Source organism: Cryobacterium sp. Hh11, assembly GCF_004404045.1.
Classification (GTDB): Bacteria; Actinomycetota; Actinomycetes; order Actinomycetales; family Microbacteriaceae; genus Cryobacterium; species Cryobacterium levicorallinum.
In genome coordinates this window covers 30,981-48,874 of record NZ_SOHF01000020.1, presented here as the reverse complement: position 1 = coordinate 48,874, position 17,894 = coordinate 30,981, and the positions used below count along the sequence as shown (strand labels likewise).

Sequence of the window (17,894 nt, the reverse complement as noted above, 5' to 3'; positions counted from 1 at the left end):
GGTGGCACGAGCAGGATGGGTTTAGCGCTTACGCACGAGCCGCTTCGGCAAAATGGCGCGTGGGGCATCCGGGGTGTTCCAGGCCTTGGCGATGGCCCAGGCGACGGCAGCGATCGGCACCGAGAGCACGGCACCGACGATGCCGCCGAGAATGGTTCCGGCGGTCAGGCCGACCAGGATGACGAGTGGATGCAGTTTGAGTGACTGCGCCATGACAACCGGCTGCAGAAAGTTTCCCTCGAGCTGGTTGACGGCGACCACGATGATGAGCACGATCAGCGCCACGACCGGGCCACTCGCGACCAGGGCCACCAGCGCGGCGAGCACTCCGGCCGCGGTCGCTCCGATCAGCGGAATAAACGCTCCGAGGAACACGATGACCGCGAGCGGCAGGGCGAGCGGAACCTGCAAAATGGCCAGGCCGATGCCGATCGCGGTGGCGTCGACGGCGGCGACGATCGCGGTGCCACGTACGTACCCGCCCAGCACGCGCAGGGAGGTGTGCCCGATGCGTCGGCCACGGGCCAGGCGCTCACCCTTGAACGGACTCAGGAAGAAGTTCCAGATCTGGCCGCCGTCCTTAAGGAAGAAGAACAGAATGACCACGAGCAGCACTGACCCGGTGATCAGTTCAAAAACAGCGGATGCCCCGGCCAGCGCCCCCGAGCCGAACTGACTGCTGGTGAGAAAATCGACGACACTATTGCGGGCGTCGGTAATCTGCTGCTCGTCGACCTGGATCGGTCCGTCGATGAGGAACTGCTGGAGCTTGTCGATGCCCTCGGAGGCCGAGGAGAACAGTTCGTTCCACTGGTCGCGCACAGCGAAGACGATGAGCGTGATGATGCCGCCGAACACGGCGATGCCGCCGAGCAGGGTGATCCAGGTGGCCAGAATAGCGGCGACGCCGCGCTTGCGCAGTCCGTTGATCACCGGACTCAGAGCCGAGGCAAGGATGATGGCGATCAAGACCGGGATGACGACGAGCTTGAGCTGCACGAGTCCGTAGATGACGGCGGACGCGAGCACGATGACGAGGAGAATCTGCCCGCTGCGCAGGCCGAGCCAGCCGAGCCGGTCATTCAGCGGAGTGCGAGGGACCAGGGGCGTGGGGTCGTCGTGTGCGCGCATGCACCCAGCCTAGACAGGCATCGGGCAGAAACCCCGATCGACCGGCTACTTCATTTGATTTCGGTGAAGGTGTCCGCCACCGCTTCGAGTACGGCTTCGTCGCCGGCGTAGATTCCACTGGCGCGCGGCCAGTGGCTGATGACGTCGGTGAAACCGAGGTCGGCAGCGCGGCCGACGGCATCCTCGAACGCATTCATGCTCTGCAGGGAATATGTTCCGCCGCTGTCGAGTGAGAGGTAGCGGTCGATGGCGGCCGGGTCTCGGCCTTCAGCGGTCGCCACGTCGTCCAGCCGGTGCGTGAGGCCGCGCACGCCCTCCCACCAGTCCTCCCCCGAGGCTCCATCCTGGCCGGTCGTCACCCAGCCCTGCCCGAACCGACTGACCAGTCCCAGGCCTTTGGGGCCGTTGGCGGCGATGACGAACGGCACGCGTTGGCGCACCGGGGCGGTCGACTCGGGCAGCACCATGCGCGCATTGACAGCCGAGTACCAGTCACCAGCGAAACTGATTCCCGCGGTGGAACCCGCCTCCTCGCCGCGTAGCAAGAGGTCGAGGTCGGCGACGAATTCGGCGAACCGTTCGTGCCGCTGCCGGGGCGTGTACTCGGGCTGGCCCAGAACGGTGGCGTCGAACCCGGTGCCGCCCGACCCGACCCCGAGCAGAAACCGTGCGTTCGACACGTCGTCGACGGTGGCTATGTCCTTGGCAAACGGCACCGGATGCCGAAAATTCGGTGAGGAGACAAAGGTGCCCAGAACGATACGTTCGGTCACGGCCGCTGCGGCGGTCAGGGTGGGAATGGTCGCATTCCAGGGTTCGTCGACGAGCGACCGCCAGGACAGATGGTCGTAGGTCCAGGCGTGGTCGAAGCCGTACTGCTCGGCACCGAGCCACTTCTCGCGCGCACGCGGCCACGGGTCCTGCGGGAGAATGACGATTCCAAAGCGCATGAGGCGAGTCTATTCAGCGGGGCGCTTCGACCTGTTGCGATGTCGGTGCCCGGTGCCAGACTCTGCACATGGACACTCCGCAGATTCACACTCCGCAAATCCACACTCCGCCAATTCACACTCCGCCAATTCACACTCCGCAGATTCACCCACACTGCACGATCGTGCCGCCGTACCTGCTGATGCGATTGGCACAACTGGACGGTCCCAAATTCGCGCGGGCCGCGGCTGCCGCCAGGGACTCGCTACTGCGGGACTCGCGGATTCGGCAATTGCGCGATGGCACGCATCCACGCGCCCACCCGAGTGCGCGCAGCCTGCCCACCCGCACACCGGGGGAATCCGATCGCACCATTTCGGATGCCGGTGGCCTCGAACGCCTACCCGGTCGCCGGGTGCGCACGGAGGGTCAGCCCGCCGGAACCGACCCTGCCGTGACCGAGTCGTATGACAGCCTCGGAGCCACCCAGGCGATGTACTGGAACCAGTTCGGACGCGACAGCATCGATAACGGTGGTATGCCGATGGATGCCACGGTGCACTATGGCCAGAAATACGACAACGCCTTCTGGGACGGTGAACGCATGGTGTTCGGCGACGGAGATGGCCAGGTTTTCAACCGGTTCACCATTTCGCCGAGTGTGATCGGTCACGAGCTCACGCACGGCGTCACCCAATTCACGGCGAACCTAGAGTACCAGGGTCAGTCCGGCGCGCTCAACGAGTCCATTTCCGATGTGTTCGGCGCGCTCGTCGAGCAAAATCTGCGGGGACAGCCGACCAGCGCGGCCAGCTGGCTGATCGGCGAAGGCCTATTCACCGAACAGGTTGAGGGCATCGCCCTGCGCTCGATGAAAGCGCCCGGCACAGCGTACAACGATGATGTGCTCGGCAAGGATCCGCAGCCGGACAGCATGGCCGGTTACATCGAGACGGACGACGACAACGGCGGGGTGCACCTCAACTCGGGCATTCCCAACCGCGCCTTCTACCTCGTCGCCGAGGCCATCGGCGGCAACGCCTGGGAAATGCCGGGCCGCATTTGGTATGACACGCTCACCGGACCGCTGCTTCGCCCGCAGAGCGATTTTGCTGCCTTCGCGGCGGCGACGGCGGATACCGCAGCCCGCCTCTATGGAAACGGTTCGACCGCCCACGACGCGGTCTTGCGGGCCTGGGCGACGGTTGGGGTAGTGGCCGCCGTTCCCTCGCCGCTGCCCAACACGACCGGCACTCCGAGCGCCCCTGGTATCTCCCTGCCGCCAGCGTATTCGGCACCTCTCGTCGACCCGCTGGCACCGATGCCGCCGGAGCCGCGACGCGGGCCGACCGCGGGGCAACCATCGGGGTAACCTTTCGGTATGAAAGTCATTGTCTCGCGCAGCGGCGGGATGGCCGGGATCCGCCTCACCTGGGAAGTCAGAGTTGAAGAGCAACCCGACCCCGCAACCTGGGCGGATTTTCTCGATTCGCTGCCCTGGGACGACGTTACCGACAGCGTGGCAACTGCAGACCGGTTCGCCTATCGCATTCGATGCGCCCCGCACGAGGTGGTGCTCGCCGAGCCCGAGGTGAACGGTCCGTGGCGCGAGCTGGTCAACCGCGTCAAGGCCGCCAACGGAATGTAGGCGGCCCTGAACCGGCGGTGGTGCTGGTTATTCTTTCGAGCGACGGCCCCAGCGGGGGCGACGGGCTGGATCGTCGGTCAGCGCGGCCTCGATGTGGCCGTCGACCTGATCGCCGAAGTGGTCGTCGAAGTTCTCCTCGAGGTGCGCGGTCACGGTCTTGCCGATGCGGCGCGCCATCTCCTCCCGACGCTGACGACGTTCAGCACTGACCAGAACCTCGTGCTCGATGCGGAACGCCTTGTAGGTGGCAATACACATACCGATCATGACGATGCTGACCGGTATCGCGGTCAGAATCGCGCCGGTTTGCAGGGCAGCGAGTCCGCCGGCCAGCAGCAGGGCGATCGCGACGATTCCGCCGAGGCTCGCCCACATGATGCGGCTCCACTTGGGCGGGTTGGTGTCGCCACCCGAGGCGAGCATGTCGATCACGAGCGAGCCAGAGTCGGCCGAGGTGATGAAGAAGATCGCCACCACGATGACCGCGATAACCGAGAGGATGCCGCCGAGCGGAAGCTGCCCGAGGAAGTTGAACAGCACGTTCTCGGAGATGATTCCGACCGCGGGGTCGAAGAGACCGCCGCCGTCGCCTTCCCAGGCCAGCTTGATGGCGCTGCCGCCCATGACGGCGAACCAGACGAAGGTGACCAGCGTCGGCACGAGGAGTACGCCGGCGATGAACTCACGCACGGTGCGGCCACGCGAGATGCGCGCGATGAAGACACCGACGAACGGCGCCCACGAGATCCACCAGCCCCAGTAGAAGACGGTCCAGGCGCCCTGCCAGGCCGTACCGGCTTCCCCGGTGAAGGAACCGGCGTCGAAGGTGAGTCCGACCACGTTCTGAAAGTACCCGCCAATGGACTCGACGAGCACGCGCAGCAGGTACAGGGTGGGTCCGAGGGCCAGCACGGCGATCAGCAGCAGCCCGGCCATGCCGAGGTTAATATTAGAGAGCCATTTGATGCCCTTGCCGACTCCACTCACCACGGAGAAGGTGGCGATGGCGGTGATCACGATGATGAGCACGACGAGGAGGGTGTTGTTGACCTCACCGACGACGCCGAGGTAGCTCAGGCCGGCCGCAATCTGCTTGACCCCGAGACCGAGTGAGGTCGCCACGCCGAACAGGGTTCCGACGATGGCGATGACGTCGATGGCGTCACCGAGGCGGCCCTTGACCCGGTCACCGAGGAGCGGCTCCAAGGCCCAGCGGATGGATACCGGACGGCCCTTGCGGTGGATGGAGTAGGCCAGAGCGAGTCCGACGACGGCGTAGATTGCCCAGGCGTGAAAGCCCCAGTGCAGGAAGGTCTGCGACATGGCGGCGGCGGCGAGCTCCTGCGAGTCTCCGGTCACGCCGGGTTTGGGGTTGGTGAAGAAGGTGAGCGGCTCGGCCGCTCCCCAGAAGACGAGGCCGATGCCCATGCCGGCGGCGAACAGCATCGCGAACCAGCTCATGATGCCGAATTCCGGCTTGTCGTCGTCCTGGCCAAGTTTGATGTCGCCGAAGCGGCTCGCGCCCATCCAGATGGCGAATACCACGAAGGCGGCCACGATGACCATGTAGTACGGTCCGAGACCGGCGACGACCCAACCCTGCAGCAGGGCGAGCACGCTGCCGGTGCGTACCGGGAAGGCGATGGCGACGATCACGACGGCCAAAATAATGCCGAGCGCCGGATAAAAAACTCGAGGAGCCGGAATAACAAATCGCCGGGGTCGAGGGGGACTGATTTTCGGCGTTTTCGCCGGTAGTTCAGGTAGCGCACTCACTGTGAAACTTTCTCAAAGAATAGATTGTTGCGGACGAAAGAAACCGTTGCTGAGCCGCCAGGTATGTGCTCCTCTAGGCAAATTTCCAGCTTACCGGTAAAGCGTGCCGCAAGGGGGGCAAGAGATTTTCTTAGGAACAGGCCGACTTTTGCCGATGCACCCCTCGATCGGGGTGCCGGACCGTGTGATTATGAACCATGACCTACGACGATGTCGACGCCACCCACAATCCCGTGCACACTCTCACGGAAGAGGAATGCTGGAATGCCCTGCTCTCGGCGAGCCTGGGCCGCCTCGCGGTCGCCGTCGGCGGCGTTGCCGACATCTTTCCGGTGAATTTCGTCGCGGCCGATCGTCGGCTGATGTTTCGGACGGCGGCCGGCACCAAGCTCCTGGAACTGACCGTGAACCACACGGTGGCCTTCGAAACGGATGGCGTGGGTCGCGACGAAGCGTGGAGCGTCGTCGTGCACGGAACGGCACGGGCGCTCGACTCCCAGCACGAGATTGACGCGGCGGCCGCCCTGCCGCTTCGGCCCCTGATTCCCACGGTCAAGCCGACCTTCGTCGAAATCATGCCAACAACGATCACCGGGCGACGGTTCACCCTCGGCCCGGAACCCACAACGGCGCTGATGTAGAGCCGGTGACCGGGCGCGCTACCGTTGAGGTGCGCCCGATGTCATCCAACCAGGGCAAACAGGAGTGCCGTGCCCGCCATGCTCAACCTGACCGTGCACGTGAAGCCGGGCAGCCGCAAGGGCCCCCTCGTGGTCGACGATGCCGAAAGCACCCCAGAACACGCCTCCGTCACCGTCTTTCTGCAGCAGCGCGCGGTAGAAGGCGCGGCCAATGACGCCCTGGTCGCTCTGCTGGCCAAGCATTTCAAGGTGGCCACGCGTGATGTGAGCATCATTCGCGGTCACACCTCCAAGATCAAGCATTTGCGCATCGACCGGTCGTAGTCGTAGCGCCCACCCGGCAGACGAAACGGGATGCGACTGCAGCAGCCGCATCCCGTTTCGTTTCGTTTCGAGTGGCGCTTTAGCTGACGCCGAGCAGGTCAATCACGAAGATCAGGGTCTGGCCGGAGAGACGGTGGCCGGAGCCAGCCGGGCCGTAGGCGAGATGCGGGGGCACAACGAGCTTGCGACGCCCGCCGACCTTCATGCCGGGGATGCCTTCCTGCCAGCCCGCGATGAGCGAGCGCAACGGAAAGTTGATCGACTGGCCTCGGTTCCAGGACGAGTCAAACTCCTCGCCGGACTCAAACTCAACACCGAGGTAATGCACGTCGACGGTCGCGCCGGCAGCCGCCTCGGCGCCGTCTCCGACGACGATATCGGTGACCTCAAGTTGCTCGGGCGCAGCGCCCTCTGGAAAGTCGATTTCGGGCTTGGAATTCATATCAGTCATGCACCCATCCAACCGGATTTTGCGCCCGATTGCACACCGGCGAGATCCAAAAAAATAATGCTTGCGTCCACGGCGCCGCGGGTGCATTCTAGTCGTACACCAACTCGTCGCATCGGGAGAGTCGTCGGCATTGCCACACCACCGAAGCGGCGAGTTTCTGTTGGTGCGGACTATTCGTTTTCAGCCCGGAGGCTGCTAGCCCGGAGGCTGCTGCCCCAGCACCTCGGCCCGGTGGTTTATGAGCAAACCGAGCAGGAGTGCCTCGCGGGCATGTAACGCGGGGGTTCCCTGGCCGCGAACGAGGCGGTCGCGAACAAAGGCGAGGCGGGTCGCATCCGCTATGAAATGGCGCATGGCGAGCTGGCGCGAGCGCGGTTGACGCGCGCCCCAGGCCAGAGCCTGACGTCGGCCGGCCCCGGTGCCGAGCATGGAAACCTCGTCCGCGGTAAACCAGCCGGCCTGCGAATATTCGTGCAGCCGTCGCAGGGTGATGCGCGCCTCCTGGCGGCGGAAGAATACCACGATGAGAATAGCGACGATGAACAGCGGCACCTGCACGACGACGTAGTAGATCAGAACGGATGCGTCACCGGCCAGCACAAAGGTGGCACCGTTCCAGAGCGCGTGCAGGCCGATTGCGGGCAGGAGGCCGAGCAGAAAGAATCCGAACGCCCCACTCTTCGAAGCGCCGCGCCGGGCGGCCAGGCCCAAGGCCAGTCCGGTGCAGATGGTGAAGGTGACGTGCGCGAACGGCGAAAAGACTCCGCGCACCAAGAACGTGACCCCCAGGTTCTGCGCGCCGCCGTCGGCCATGGCCAGGCCAAAGTAATGAATATTCTCGGAGAAGGCAAAGCCAGCGGCGATGGTGGCGGCATACACGACGCCGTCGAGCGGACCGTCAAAATGCCGACGCACCGCCCAGAACAAGACCAGAACGCCGAACCCCTTGGCGATTTCCTCGACCAGGGGCGCCTGAATAACAGCGGATGCGAAATCGCTCCCGGCGAGTGCCCCCGAGCTCGCCGCAATCGTGATCTGCACCCCGAGGTCGAAGACGAGCGCGCTGGCGATGGAGATGCCAGCGCCCCAGAGTAAGGCGAAGATGAGGGCCGGGCGCGGCTCCGGGTTCCAGCGGTCAATCCAGCGTACCGCCAGCAGCACGACCGCGAGCGGCAGCAACGCCAGGAGCAGTCCGAGCAGCAGCGCCCCGGTGCCGAGGAACGTGGTCAGATACAAAATGACGGCCAGCAGGGCCAGCCCGGCGAGCACGATTCCGACAACGCCGAGCACGATCGCGCCGGCACGCGAGGGTCGCACCGCCCGGTTCCAGACCGGTTGAACCGGGGCCGGGCTCGCCTGCACGGGAAGGTGTTCGGGGGACGGCTGGCCAGGCGGCTGGTCGAGACTCATTACTTGAGAATACCGGGACGACCCCGCCGGCGCTCAGGCGTCGAACATGGTGCCGGCGTTGAGTATACCCAGCGGATCGAACACCGCCTTGAGCTGACGCTGCAGGTTTAGGCTGCGGTCGCCGATCTCATCGCGCAACCACCGGCGCTTGAGTACGCCGACACCGTGTTCGCCGGTGAGGGTGCCGCCCAACGCGAGCGCTGCCCGGAACATTTCGTCGGCCGCCGCCCAGATCTCGTCGGGCACCGGCGCATCCGCTGCCGCACCGGGTTGCCGCTCGATCACGAAGTTGGGGTGCAGGTTTCCGTCGCCGGCGTGGGCGACCGTGGGGATGGGGATCCCCGTGCGGGTACTGATATCGGCGATCGCGGCGAACATCTCGGCCATGCGCGAGCGCGGCACCGACACGTCTTCAATGAGAACCTGGCCCAGCTGCTCGAGGGCCGGGTGCATGGCGCGGCGGATGGCCAGCAGGCGTTCGCCGGAAGCGGCATCCGTTGAGAGGGTGGCCTCGCCGCCGGCTGCGCGCAACACGATGAGGGCGTGCTCGGCTTCGGCGAGCGCAGCCGGCCCGTCGGTCTGCACGAGTAGAAATGCGCCGCGGCCCAGCGGCAACCCGGCCGACCCCTCCGGGCCCAGGTAGGTCGCGACGTGGGCGAGGGCGATCGGGTCGATCAGTTCCATCACGGCGGGACGGATGCGAGCGGCCGTGACGGCAGCGCTCGCTGCGGCCGCCGCGGTGACGGTCTCAAAGACCGCGCCGATGGTGGCGACCGTGCCAGCGGTCAGCGCGCGCACCCGCACCGTTGCTTCGACGATGACGCCGAGGGTTCCCTCCGAGCCGGTCAGAAGTGCGGTGAGGTCGTAGCCGGTGACGCCCTTAATGGTGCGGTGGCCGGTGCGCAGCAGGCTGCCGTCGGCGAGCACGACCACGAGGCCGAGCACGGCCTCCCGGGTGACGCCGTACTTGGCGCAGAGCAGCCCGCCGGCGTTCGTGGCTATGTTGCCGCCGACCGTGGAAATGGCCTTGCTCGCCGGATCGGGCGCGAACCAGAGCTGCTTTTCGGCCAGCACGTCATTGAGGTGCTGGTTGATCACACCCGCTTCAACGACGGCGAGTTCGTCGTCGGCATTGATTTCGAGGATGCGGTTCAGGCCGGCCACGCTCAGCACGATCGAGCCGTCGGTGCCGCAGGCTCCCCCAGACAGGCCGGTACCGGCCCCGCGGGTCACCACCGGCACCCGAAACTCGGTTGCGATGCGCAGCACCGCCTGCACTTGGTCCACCTCGGTCGCGCGCACGATGGCCAGCGGTGTGCCGTCGGCGACCCAGCCGGACTTGTCGGTGCGGCTGGCCGCAAGGTCAAGCGGGTCGATGCTGACGATGTTGCCAAGCTCGGTCTGGAGGCGCGTCAGTGCGTTCATCCGTTCAGCCTAGTGAGCGGCACGATGTCTGATTTTCGCTACCGGTGCTCGTGCTGGCGTGGCGGGCTGAGGGGGTGAACCGCTCAGCTGCCGGTGCTCGGCAGCCCGGACATTCTGCTGACCAGCGACCTGGCCCTGCGGCAGGGTGCCGGCCGGCTCGGCCTGCCAAACGAACCGCGCGCGCTCGCGGCCCGCGGCGCGGATTGGGCGCTGCGGCGCAGCTACGCGGGAATGCATCTCTGGCGGGCGACCGGGGCAATACCTCCCATGTCCCCTGTTTCCTCCAAGCGGATCGAATGAGGGTTGGCGCACCCCACAGGGCGGGCCGACGCCCGGGCCGCTAGCCTAGAAGAGTGAAATTTGCGCATCTCAGAGTTGACGGCCATTCCGTTCCCCGATTGGCCGTGGTCTTTGACGACGCGGCTCTGTTCCTCGACGACGTCATGGACGACGCGCCGCGCGACCTGCAAGACCTGCTGGAACGCGGCGATGCCGGCTACGAACACGTGCGGGCGATCAGCCTGGACGCTGTTTCAGGTGGGGCGGTACTGACCCAGGTCGACGAGCTGCGGCACTCCTCCGCCGTGCTGCGTCCGCCGCAGATTATCGCCATCGGCGCCAACTACGCCGCGCACTCCTCCGAGCTCAGCCTGCGCCTCGAAACCGCCGCGACCGTGTTTTCGCTCTGGCCCAACTCGCTCACCGGGCACGGCTCGACCATCACCTGGCCGCGCGACCTGACCAAACAGGTCGACTATGAGGCGGAACTCGGCGTGATCATCGGCCGTCCGGCCCGCAATGTGACGGTCGCCAACGCCCTCGACTACGTCTTCGGTTACACCGTCGTGAACGACATCACCGCGCGGGACCTGCAATTCTCCGAAGCGCAGTGGTCGCGCTGCAAGTCCTTCGACGGCTTCACCCCGACCGGCCCGCTCGTCGTCACCGCCGACGAGATCGGTGACCCGCAGGACCTGTGGCTGACCACCCACGTCGACGGGCGCATCCTGCAGGATGCCTCGAGCGGCGACATGGTGCGCACCGTCGCCGAGATCATTTCCTACCTGTCGAAGACGTCGACCCTGCTGCCGGGCACGCTCATCTCCACCGGGAGCCCGGGCGGCGCCGGGTACAGCCGCAAGCCTCCCATCTTTCTGCGCGACGGCTCGACGGTGACCATTTCGATCGACAAAATCGGCATGCTCACGACGCACTGCCGCGAGATTTAGCCGAGCGGCGGCATCCGCTCGAGAAAGCGGATGCCGCCGCTCGGTACACCGACCGGTCAGGGGCGTGGCGCGTCACGACCGTCGCTGGCGAGGAGGTCGTCTTCGACGGTGCCGCCGTAGCCTTCCTGCTGCGGGTCGCGGTGCAACCCGCCGGACACCGCGTATTCCTCTTCCGGTGAGAGCACGAGGCGCTTGCGCCCCCACAGTGCAAAGGCCGCGAGCATGACGACGTAGACCACGGCGATGGCCACGATCGCGGGCCGAGCCGGTTCATTGATGAAGAACCCGAAGAAGATGGCCAGTGAGAGGATGCCGGCGATGACCGCTCCGGGGACACCCCACGGACTGCGGTACGGTCGGCTCGCATTGGGGAACTTCTTGCGCAACAGAACGAACGACACCATCTGCAGCACGTAGGCGATCACGGCGCCCCAGACGGCGATGTTCAGCACGATGGCCCCCGCGACGCCGCCGGAGCCGCCCAGCGCGTCGACCAGCACGAGTGCCACGAAGCCGATGATCGCACCGACCAGCAGGGCGATGGCCGGGGTTTGGCGTTTTCCGGTGAGCGAGAGGAACTTCGGATAGTAGCCCGCTCGGGAGAGCGAATACATATTGCGTCCGTAGGCGAACATGATCCCCTGCAGCGAGGCCAGCAACCCGATCAGCGCGAACAGTGCCAGCACGGCCGCCACGCCGTCACCGACGATCGCCCGGAACCCGTCGAGCAACGGCTCGCCCGAACCGGCAATTTCCGACGCACCAACCACTCCCGTGTTCAGGAACAGCACGAGCAACCCGGTCACGATCAGGGTCGAGCGAGCGATGAATCCGGCCCGGGGAATATCCCGCACCGGATTGTGCGATTCTTCGGCGGCCAACGGCAGTTCCTCGATGCCGAGGAAGAACCACATGGCATAGGGCAGGGCGAACAGGATGGGGATGATGCCGTGCGGCAGGAACGCGCTCTGGCCGGCATCCGGCGCGATATTGAACAGGTTGTCCCAGCTGAACAGGCCGGAGAGGGCGGCCATGGCCGAGAACACCAGCAGGATGGCGATCGAAATGATCGCGACCACGATGGCGAATTTGAACGAGATAGCGGCCCCGGCAGCGTTCAGTGCGATGAACGCGGCGTAGAGCAGCAACCACCAGAGCCAGGGCGGCAGGGAGACGCCGAGCAGTTCCGTGGTGATGAAGTCGGCGTAGGAGGCCGAGAAGTAGACGATGACGGCGGTGGTCGCGACGTACTCGATTGTTTCTGCGAGTCCCGTGACGAATCCGCCCCAAGGCCCCATCGCCGCTCTGGCGAAGGAGTAGGCACCGCCGGTGTGCGGCATGGCTGCCGCCATCTCGCCGATGCTGAAAATCATGCCGTAATACATGACGATGAGAAGCAGGAAGGCGATGAGCATCCCGCCGAAACCGGCAAATCCGATGCCGAAGTTCCAGCCGGAGAAGTCGCCGGAGATAACGGCGGCCACCGCCAATCCCCACAGGCCCCAAATGCCAGCAGTGCGTTTGAGCTTGCGTTTCTCGAAGTATCCGACCTTCGCGGTGGTGTATTTAACGCCCGAAACTTTCAAGGTGTCTTTGGACATCAGTATTCCTTTGCGCTCGTTGCGCACCCGGTCGGTAAACAGACGCAAAACACCTTCGGCCGGTGAGCACTAGTTCAGTGAGATTGGCACGATGGTATGGCCTGGAATGGTGCGGTGTATATACCTTTGAGTAAATGAAATCTGCTCAGTGTAGGCAAATTGGCCTTCCCTGTACGGCTGGGTCTGTGGTCTAATGGTTGAAAATCGCACGATTGCCGGCTTTGACCGACTCGTTTCGTTTGACCGGCTCCGAGGAGAAGCTCAATGACCACCCGTACCGGAAACCTGACCCTGGACGAGCTGACCGCGCGGGTTGCGCTCGGCGAGATCGATACGGTGATCGTCGCGTTCACCGACATGCAGGGGCGGCTGGTGGGCAAGCGTCTCTCAGCACGGCTGTTCCTGGAGGATGCCGCGGCGCACGGTGCTGAGTGCTGCAACTATCTGCTCGCCGTCGACGTGGAGATGAACACGGTCGAGGGTTACGCCATGTCGAGCTGGGGCCGCGGCTACGGCGATATGGCGATGCGGCCCGACCTTGACACCCTCCGTCTGGCTCCGTGGCTGCCCGGAACCGCTCTGGTCACCGCCGACCTGTACTGGCCGGACAACACCCCCGTGGTCGCCTCGCCGCGGCAGATTCTGCGCCGGCAGCTCGACCGACTGGCCGCACACGGCCTCTTCCCCTTTTGCGCGACCGAGCTGGAATTCATCGTGTTCGACGATGGCTACCGCGATGCCTGGCAGAAGGGCTATCGAGGCCTGACCCCGGCCAGCGATTACAATATCGACTACTCGCTGCAGGCATCCGCTCGAATGGAGCCGTTGCTGCGGGAGATCCGTCTGGCCATGGACGGCGCCGGAATGTATTGCGAGGGCGTCAAGGGTGAGTGCAACCTCGGTCAGCAGGAGATCGGGTTTCGCTACGCCACGGCCCTCGCCACCTGCGACAACCACTCCATTTATAAGAGCGGTGCCAAAGAGATCGCCGACGCACAGGGCAAGAGCATCACCTTCATGGCCAAGTACAACGAGCGCGAGGGCAACAGCTGCCATATCCATATCAGTCTGCAGCGCCCCGGCGGCGAATCAGCGTTCTATCAAGCGGATGCTGAGAACGGCATGTCGCCCGTGTTCCGACACTTTGTGGCCGGACAGCTCGCGGTGATGCGCGAACTCACCCTCTTTTCTGCCCCCAATATCAACTCCTATAAGCGCTACGTGCCCGGTAGTTTCGCTCCGACCGCGCTCGGCTGGGGCTTCGACAACCGCACCTGTGCCCTGCGCGTGGTCGGGCATGGCCCAGGTATCCGGGTGGAGAACCGGGTGCCCGGCGGCGACGTCAACCAGTATCTCGCCGTCGCCGCCCTGATCGCGGCCGGTCTCTACGGCATCGAGCACGAGCTCGAACTGGAGCCGGCCTTCGAAGGTAACGCCTACACCAGCGACCTACCACGGGTTCCCTCGACCCTGCGCGAAGCGGCCGACCTGTTCACCGGGTCGGCTATCGCCCGGGAGGCCTTCGGCGACGAGGTCGTCGAGCACTACGCCAACAACGCCCGCATCGAGGTGACGGCCTTCGACGCCGCCGTGACCGATTGGGAGCGGGTGCGTGGCTTTGAACGCCTCTGAAACTCCCGGACCGATCATCGGTCTGACCACCTATCTGGAACAGGCCCAGACCGGGGTGTGGGACGTGCCGGCCGCGATCCTGCCGCGGGTGTACTTCGATGCGGTCACGCGGGCCGGCGGGATCGCCGTACTGCTGCCGCCGCAGCCGGTGAATGCCGCCGTCGCCCGGCGGGTGCTCGATGGGCTCGACGGCCTGATCATCACCGGCGGCAAAGACGTCGACCCGGCCCGGTACGGGCAGGCGCCGCACGCACAGACCGACGAACCCCGGCCCGACCGCGACACCTGGGAAGATCTGCTGCTGCACGAGGCCATCGCCCGAAAACTTCCGTTTCTGGGCATCTGTCGCGGCGCCCAAATGCTCAACGTCGCCCTCGGCGGCAGCCTGCACCAGCATCTGCCCGATCTGGTCGGCGACACCAGCTACCAGGCGGGCGGCGGCGTGTTCAACGTCGTCGACGTCGTGATCGAACCGCACACGACCCTCAGCACACTGCTCGATGGCCAGACCCTGCTGCCGGCGGTGCCGGTGTATCACCACCAGTCCATCGACCGGGTCGCCGAGGGCCTCACGGTGACGGCGAAAACGGATGCCGGCATCGTGCAGGCGATCGAACTGCCGACCGTTCCGTTCGGGGTGGCCGTGCAGTGGCATCCGGAGCAGTCGCCCGATGACCTGCGCCTGTTCAGCGGGCTCATTGCAGCCGCCACCGAATACCGGGCGGCCCACATTGAAGGAGCAACCCCGTGAGCAGTTACACCATCGTCAATCCGGCCGACGAGTCGACCGCCGAGACCATCGAGCACGTCGGTGTGGACGAAACCGACGAGGCCGTCGCCCGGGCGGTCGCGGCCCAGAAGCTGTGGGCGGCCGTGGCTCCGGCCGACAAGGCCCGAATGCTGCGCCGATTCGCCGCCGCTGTCGACGGCGACCGAGAGAACCTGGCCGGCCTCGAGGTGCGCAACTCGGGGCATCCGATCACGCAGGCCCGTTGGGAGGCCGGGCACGTGCGCGACGTGCTCGAGTATTATTCGGCGGCACCCGAGCGCCTGTTCGGTCAGCAGATTCCGGTCTCCGGCGGCGTAAACCTAACCTTTCACGAGCCGCTCGGCGTGGTGGGAGTGATCACGCCGTGGAACTTTCCGATGACGATCGGTGCCTGGGGTTTCGCGCCGGCCCTCGCGGCCGGCAACGCCGTGCTGCTGAAACCGGCCGAGTGGACCCCGCTCTCCAGCCTGCGGCTCGGTGAACTGGCCCTCGAAGCCGGACTGCCCGATGGGCTGTTCCAGGTGCTGCCCGGGCGCGGTTCCGTCGTCGGAAACCGCTTCGTCACCCACCCCGACGTACGCAAAATCGTCTTCACCGGATCGACCGCAGTCGGCAAGCAGATCATGGCCGGCTGCGCGGAGCAGGTGAAACGCGTCACCCTGGAACTCGGCGGCAAGAGCGCCAATATCGTCTTCGCCGACGCCGACCTCGAACGGGCCGCCGCGAGCGCGCCATCCGGCGTGTTCGAGAACGCCGGCCAGGATTGCTGCGCCCGCAGCCGCATCCTGGTGCAGGCGAGCCAGTTCGACCGCTTCCTGGAACTGCTCGAACCGGCCGTTGCCGCGGTCGCGGTCGGCGACCCGACCGACCCGGCCACCGAAATGGGACCGCTCGTGTCCCGCCAGCATCACGCCGCGGTGTCCGCCTATCTGCCAGTGGATGCTCCGGTGGCGTTTCGCGGCCACGCCCCGACCGGCCCCGGATTCTGGGTCGCACCAACCGTGCTCACCCCGATAAGCCGCACCGATCGCTGTGTCACCGACGAGATCTTCGGCCCGCTCGTGGTGGTGCTGCCCTTCGATGACGAAGCCGACGCGGTGCGACAGGCCAACGACACCCAGTACGGGCTGTCCGGCTCGATCTGGACCCGCGATGTCGGCCGGGCCCTTCGCGTGGCGCGCGGTGTCGAATCCGGCAATCTGTCGGTCAACTCGCACTCCTCGGTGCGCTACTCGACCCCGTTTGGCGGGTTCAAGCAGTCGGGGCTCGGACGTGAGCTGGGGCCGGATGCCCCGCTGAACTTCACCGATACCAAGAACGTTTTCATCGCGGTCGACTAGCGCAGCACCCGCGCGAAGCATCCGCTTGTCTGAGATTGAAGGAGAAAATCGTGAGCAGCATCGCTCGAATAGACCTGACCCAGCGTCTGGCCGGCAAGGTCGCCGTCATCACCGGCGGAGCCAGCGGTATCGGGCTGGCCACGGCGAAACGGTTTGCCGCCGAGGGGGCGACGGTCGTGATCGGCGACCTCGACGAAACCGCCGGGCAGGCGGCCGCAGCGCTGGTCGGCGGACTGTTCGTGAAGGTCAACGTCACCGATCAGGAGGAGGTGAACCACCTGTTCGACACCGCCTTCGACACCTACGGCTCGGTCGATGTGGCGTTCAACAACGCTGGTATTTCCCCGCCCAACGACGATTCCATTGAAACAACCGAGCTGCCGGCCTGGCAGAACGTGCAGGACGTCAACCTCAAGTCGGTGTATCTGTGCTGCCGGGCGGCGCTTCGCCACATGGTCAGGCAGGGCAGCGGATCGATCATCAACACGGCGAGTTTCGTCGCGGTGCTGGGTTCGGCGACGAGCCAGATCTCCTACACCGCCTCGAAGGGCGGGGTGCTGGCGATGAGCCGTGAACTCGGCGTGCAGTTCGCCCGTCAGGGCATTCGGGTGAACGCGCTCTGCCCCGGCCCGGTGAACACTCCGCTGTTGCAGGAGCTGTTCGCGAAAGACCCGGCACGTGCCGCAAGGCGGCTCGTGCATATTCCGGTCGGCCGGTTCGCCGAGCCCGAGGAACTCGCGGCAGCGGTGGCCTTTCTGGCAAGCGATGATTCTTCTTTCATGACCGGCTCGACCTTTCTGGTCGACGGCGGTATCAGCTCGGCCTACGTCACCCCAGAATAATGACCGACCCGCCCGCCGTCAGTGGCCTCGACAGTGGTCTGCTGCTGCGCCCGGTGCCGGGCGGCAACGCCTTCGAGGAGACCGTGCAGCGGCTGCTGCAGACGGTGCGACTGGGGTTGGTCGCGCCCGGGGAACGGTTGCCGGCCGAACGGGATTTGGCCGCGCAGTTGAACGTCAGCCGGGACACGCTGCGCGACGCGATCGCCTCCCTCGCCGAGGCTGGCTATCTGGTGTCCCGGCGTGGACGCTACGGCGGCACCTTCGTCACCGCGGTGATTCCCGCTTCGCCCGGCCCCGACGGTGCCGCGCCGGCGCCCGGTTCCGCCGAAATCGACGATGTGCTGACGCTGCGCGACATTCTCGAGGTCGGCGCCGCCCGGGCCGCCGCCAGCCGGGTGCTGCCGGCGGCGGAGCGCGAGCTGCTCTGGGCCAGCCTCGGTGCGGTGCGGGAGGCCAGCGCCGAGGACTACCGAAGGCTCGATGCTCGCTTGCACCTTTATATCGGGGAGTTGGCCGGTTCGCCGTCGCTCGTGCCGCTGCTGGCCGACGTGCGGATGCGGGTCAACGATCTGCTCGACGCCATCCCGTTGCTGAGCCCGAATATCGCCCACTCCGACGCGCAGCACGAACAGATTGTGCTGGCGATCCTGTCCGGTCGGGCAGGTGCCGCCGCCCAGTCGATGCGTGAGCATTTAGCCGGGACAGCGCTGCTGCTGCGCGGCTTTCTCGAGTAGCCGCGCCGCGG

At 65.7% G+C, this 17,894-nt stretch carries 17 protein-coding genes; 10 read left to right on the top strand and 7 right to left on the bottom strand.

What is annotated here, in order from left to right:
- Positions 1-21: 21 nt before the first annotated feature.
- Positions 22-1,131: an AI-2E family transporter gene (locus E3T46_RS10040; RefSeq protein ID WP_092449976.1), complete on the bottom strand. Its 1,110-nt coding sequence runs from the start codon at positions 1,129-1,131 to the stop codon at positions 22-24.
- A gap of 50 nt (positions 1,132-1,181) precedes the next feature.
- Positions 1,182-2,081 (bottom strand): LLM class flavin-dependent oxidoreductase, encoded by a 900-nt coding sequence (locus E3T46_RS10035; protein ID WP_134578450.1) that lies wholly within the window; start codon positions 2,079-2,081, stop codon positions 1,182-1,184.
- 182 nt (positions 2,082-2,263) lie between these two features.
- On the opposite strand from E3T46_RS10035, the gene E3T46_RS10030 reads away from it, so the two are divergent.
- A complete protein-coding gene (locus E3T46_RS10030; protein ID WP_241980615.1) occupies positions 2,264-3,433 on the top strand; it encodes a M4 family metallopeptidase in 1,170 nt (389 codons plus the stop codon).
- A gap of 9 nt (positions 3,434-3,442) precedes the next feature.
- Entirely contained in the window at positions 3,443-3,709 is a 267-nt protein-coding gene (locus E3T46_RS10025; protein ID WP_134444391.1) for a protealysin inhibitor emfourin, read from the top strand.
- Between the two features lie 27 nt (positions 3,710-3,736).
- Here the strand turns inward: E3T46_RS10025 and E3T46_RS10020 are convergent, their stop codons facing one another.
- A complete protein-coding gene (locus E3T46_RS10020; protein WP_347232615.1) occupies positions 3,737-5,416 on the bottom strand; it encodes a BCCT family transporter in 1,680 nt (559 codons plus the stop codon).
- A gap of 266 nt (positions 5,417-5,682) precedes the next feature.
- Between E3T46_RS10020 and E3T46_RS10015 the strand changes: the two genes are divergently transcribed.
- Both E3T46_RS10015 and E3T46_RS10010 read left to right on the top strand, forming a co-directional pair.
- Positions 5,683-6,126 (top strand): pyridoxamine 5'-phosphate oxidase family protein, encoded by a 444-nt coding sequence (locus E3T46_RS10015; RefSeq protein WP_134578448.1) that lies wholly within the window; start codon positions 5,683-5,685, stop codon positions 6,124-6,126.
- Between the two features lie 78 nt (positions 6,127-6,204).
- Positions 6,205-6,450 (top strand): DUF167 domain-containing protein, encoded by a 246-nt coding sequence (locus tag E3T46_RS10010; protein ID WP_134578516.1) that lies wholly within the window; start codon positions 6,205-6,207, stop codon positions 6,448-6,450.
- 79 nt (positions 6,451-6,529) lie between these two features.
- On the opposite strand, the gene E3T46_RS10005 is transcribed toward E3T46_RS10010, so the two are convergent.
- The 3 genes from E3T46_RS10005 to E3T46_RS09995 all read right to left on the bottom strand — a co-directional run bounded on the left by E3T46_RS10005 (position 6,530) and on the right by E3T46_RS09995 (position 9,736).
- Positions 6,530-6,901: an FKBP-type peptidyl-prolyl cis-trans isomerase gene (locus tag E3T46_RS10005; protein ID WP_198419177.1), complete on the bottom strand. Its 372-nt coding sequence runs from the start codon at positions 6,899-6,901 to the stop codon at positions 6,530-6,532.
- A 195-nt stretch (positions 6,902-7,096) separates the two neighbouring features.
- Positions 7,097-8,311, bottom strand: a complete 1,215-nt coding sequence (locus E3T46_RS10000) for a PrsW family intramembrane metalloprotease (RefSeq protein WP_134578447.1) — start codon at positions 8,309-8,311, stop codon at positions 7,097-7,099.
- Between the two features lie 33 nt (positions 8,312-8,344).
- Complete coding sequence (locus E3T46_RS09995) at positions 8,345-9,736, bottom strand: FAD-linked oxidase C-terminal domain-containing protein (RefSeq protein ID WP_134578446.1); 1,392 nt, start codon at positions 9,734-9,736, stop codon at positions 8,345-8,347.
- Between the two features lie 353 nt (positions 9,737-10,089).
- Here E3T46_RS09995 and E3T46_RS09985 point away from each other — a divergent pair, with 353 nt between their 5' ends.
- On the top strand, positions 10,090-10,965 hold the full coding sequence (locus E3T46_RS09985; protein WP_241978955.1) for a fumarylacetoacetate hydrolase family protein: 876 nt from the start codon (positions 10,090-10,092) through the stop codon (positions 10,963-10,965).
- Between the two features lie 56 nt (positions 10,966-11,021).
- Here E3T46_RS09985 and E3T46_RS09980 read toward each other — a convergent pair whose 3' ends face one another.
- Positions 11,022-12,566, bottom strand: coding sequence for an amino acid permease (locus E3T46_RS09980; protein ID WP_134578445.1), 1,545 nt, complete (start codon positions 12,564-12,566; stop codon positions 11,022-11,024).
- Positions 12,567-12,830: 264 nt separating this feature from the next.
- Here E3T46_RS09980 and E3T46_RS09975 point away from each other — a divergent pair, with 264 nt between their 5' ends.
- The 5 genes from E3T46_RS09975 (at position 12,831) to E3T46_RS09955 (ending at position 17,883) form a co-directional block, all read left to right on the top strand.
- The gene (locus tag E3T46_RS09975; RefSeq protein WP_134578444.1) at positions 12,831-14,198 is read left to right on the top strand and encodes a glutamine synthetase family protein; all 1,368 of its coding nucleotides are present in this window, start codon (positions 12,831-12,833) and stop codon (positions 14,196-14,198) included.
- Positions 14,179-14,949 carry a gamma-glutamyl-gamma-aminobutyrate hydrolase family protein gene (locus E3T46_RS09970; RefSeq protein WP_198419175.1) on the top strand — a complete coding sequence of 257 codons (771 nt, stop codon included), beginning with the start codon at positions 14,179-14,181 and terminating at the stop codon, positions 14,947-14,949. Before E3T46_RS09975 ends, E3T46_RS09970 begins: the two co-directional genes overlap by 20 nt.
- Entirely contained in the window at positions 14,946-16,307 is a 1,362-nt protein-coding gene (locus tag E3T46_RS09965; protein ID WP_134578443.1) for an aldehyde dehydrogenase family protein, read from the top strand. Before E3T46_RS09970 ends, E3T46_RS09965 begins: the two co-directional genes overlap by 4 nt.
- 74 nt (positions 16,308-16,381) lie before the next feature.
- On the top strand, positions 16,382-17,149 hold the full coding sequence (locus E3T46_RS09960; RefSeq protein ID WP_304466174.1) for a 3-oxoacyl-ACP reductase: 768 nt from the start codon (positions 16,382-16,384) through the stop codon (positions 17,147-17,149).
- A complete protein-coding gene (locus tag E3T46_RS09955; RefSeq protein ID WP_134578442.1) occupies positions 17,149-17,883 on the top strand; it encodes a GntR family transcriptional regulator in 735 nt (244 codons plus the stop codon). The genes E3T46_RS09960 and E3T46_RS09955 overlap by 1 nt, the downstream gene beginning before the upstream one ends.
- Positions 17,884-17,894 lie beyond the last annotated feature (11 nt).

What these genes read in the sequence shown, in the direction of transcription:
- E3T46_RS10005 (WP_198419177.1), bottom strand. Translation starts at nt 6,901, where the DNA reads ATGACTGATATGAATTCCAAGCCCGAAATCGACTTTCCAGAGGGCGCT.
- E3T46_RS09955 (WP_134578442.1), top strand. Translation starts at nt 17,149, where the DNA reads ATGACCGACCCGCCCGCCGTCAGTGGCCTCGACAGTGGTCTGCTGCTG.
- E3T46_RS09995 (WP_134578446.1), bottom strand. Translation starts at nt 9,736, where the DNA reads ATGAACGCACTGACGCGCCTCCAGACCGAGCTTGGCAACATCGTCAGC.
- E3T46_RS10025 (WP_134444391.1), top strand. Translation starts at nt 3,443, where the DNA reads ATGAAAGTCATTGTCTCGCGCAGCGGCGGGATGGCCGGGATCCGCCTC.
- E3T46_RS09975 (WP_134578444.1), top strand. Translation starts at nt 12,831, where the DNA reads ATGACCACCCGTACCGGAAACCTGACCCTGGACGAGCTGACCGCGCGG.
- E3T46_RS10030 (WP_241980615.1), top strand. Translation starts at nt 2,264, where the DNA reads ATGCGATTGGCACAACTGGACGGTCCCAAATTCGCGCGGGCCGCGGCT.
- E3T46_RS09980 (WP_134578445.1), bottom strand. Translation starts at nt 12,566, where the DNA reads ATGTCCAAAGACACCTTGAAAGTTTCGGGCGTTAAATACACCACCGCG.
- E3T46_RS10015 (WP_134578448.1), top strand. Translation starts at nt 5,683, where the DNA reads ATGACCTACGACGATGTCGACGCCACCCACAATCCCGTGCACACTCTC.
- E3T46_RS10040 (WP_092449976.1), bottom strand. Translation starts at nt 1,131, where the DNA reads ATGCGCGCACACGACGACCCCACGCCCCTGGTCCCTCGCACTCCGCTG.
- E3T46_RS10035 (WP_134578450.1), bottom strand. Translation starts at nt 2,081, where the DNA reads ATGCGCTTTGGAATCGTCATTCTCCCGCAGGACCCGTGGCCGCGTGCG.
- E3T46_RS10000 (WP_134578447.1), bottom strand. Translation starts at nt 8,311, where the DNA reads ATGAGTCTCGACCAGCCGCCTGGCCAGCCGTCCCCCGAACACCTTCCC.
- E3T46_RS10010 (WP_134578516.1), top strand. Translation starts at nt 6,205, where the DNA reads ATGCTCAACCTGACCGTGCACGTGAAGCCGGGCAGCCGCAAGGGCCCC.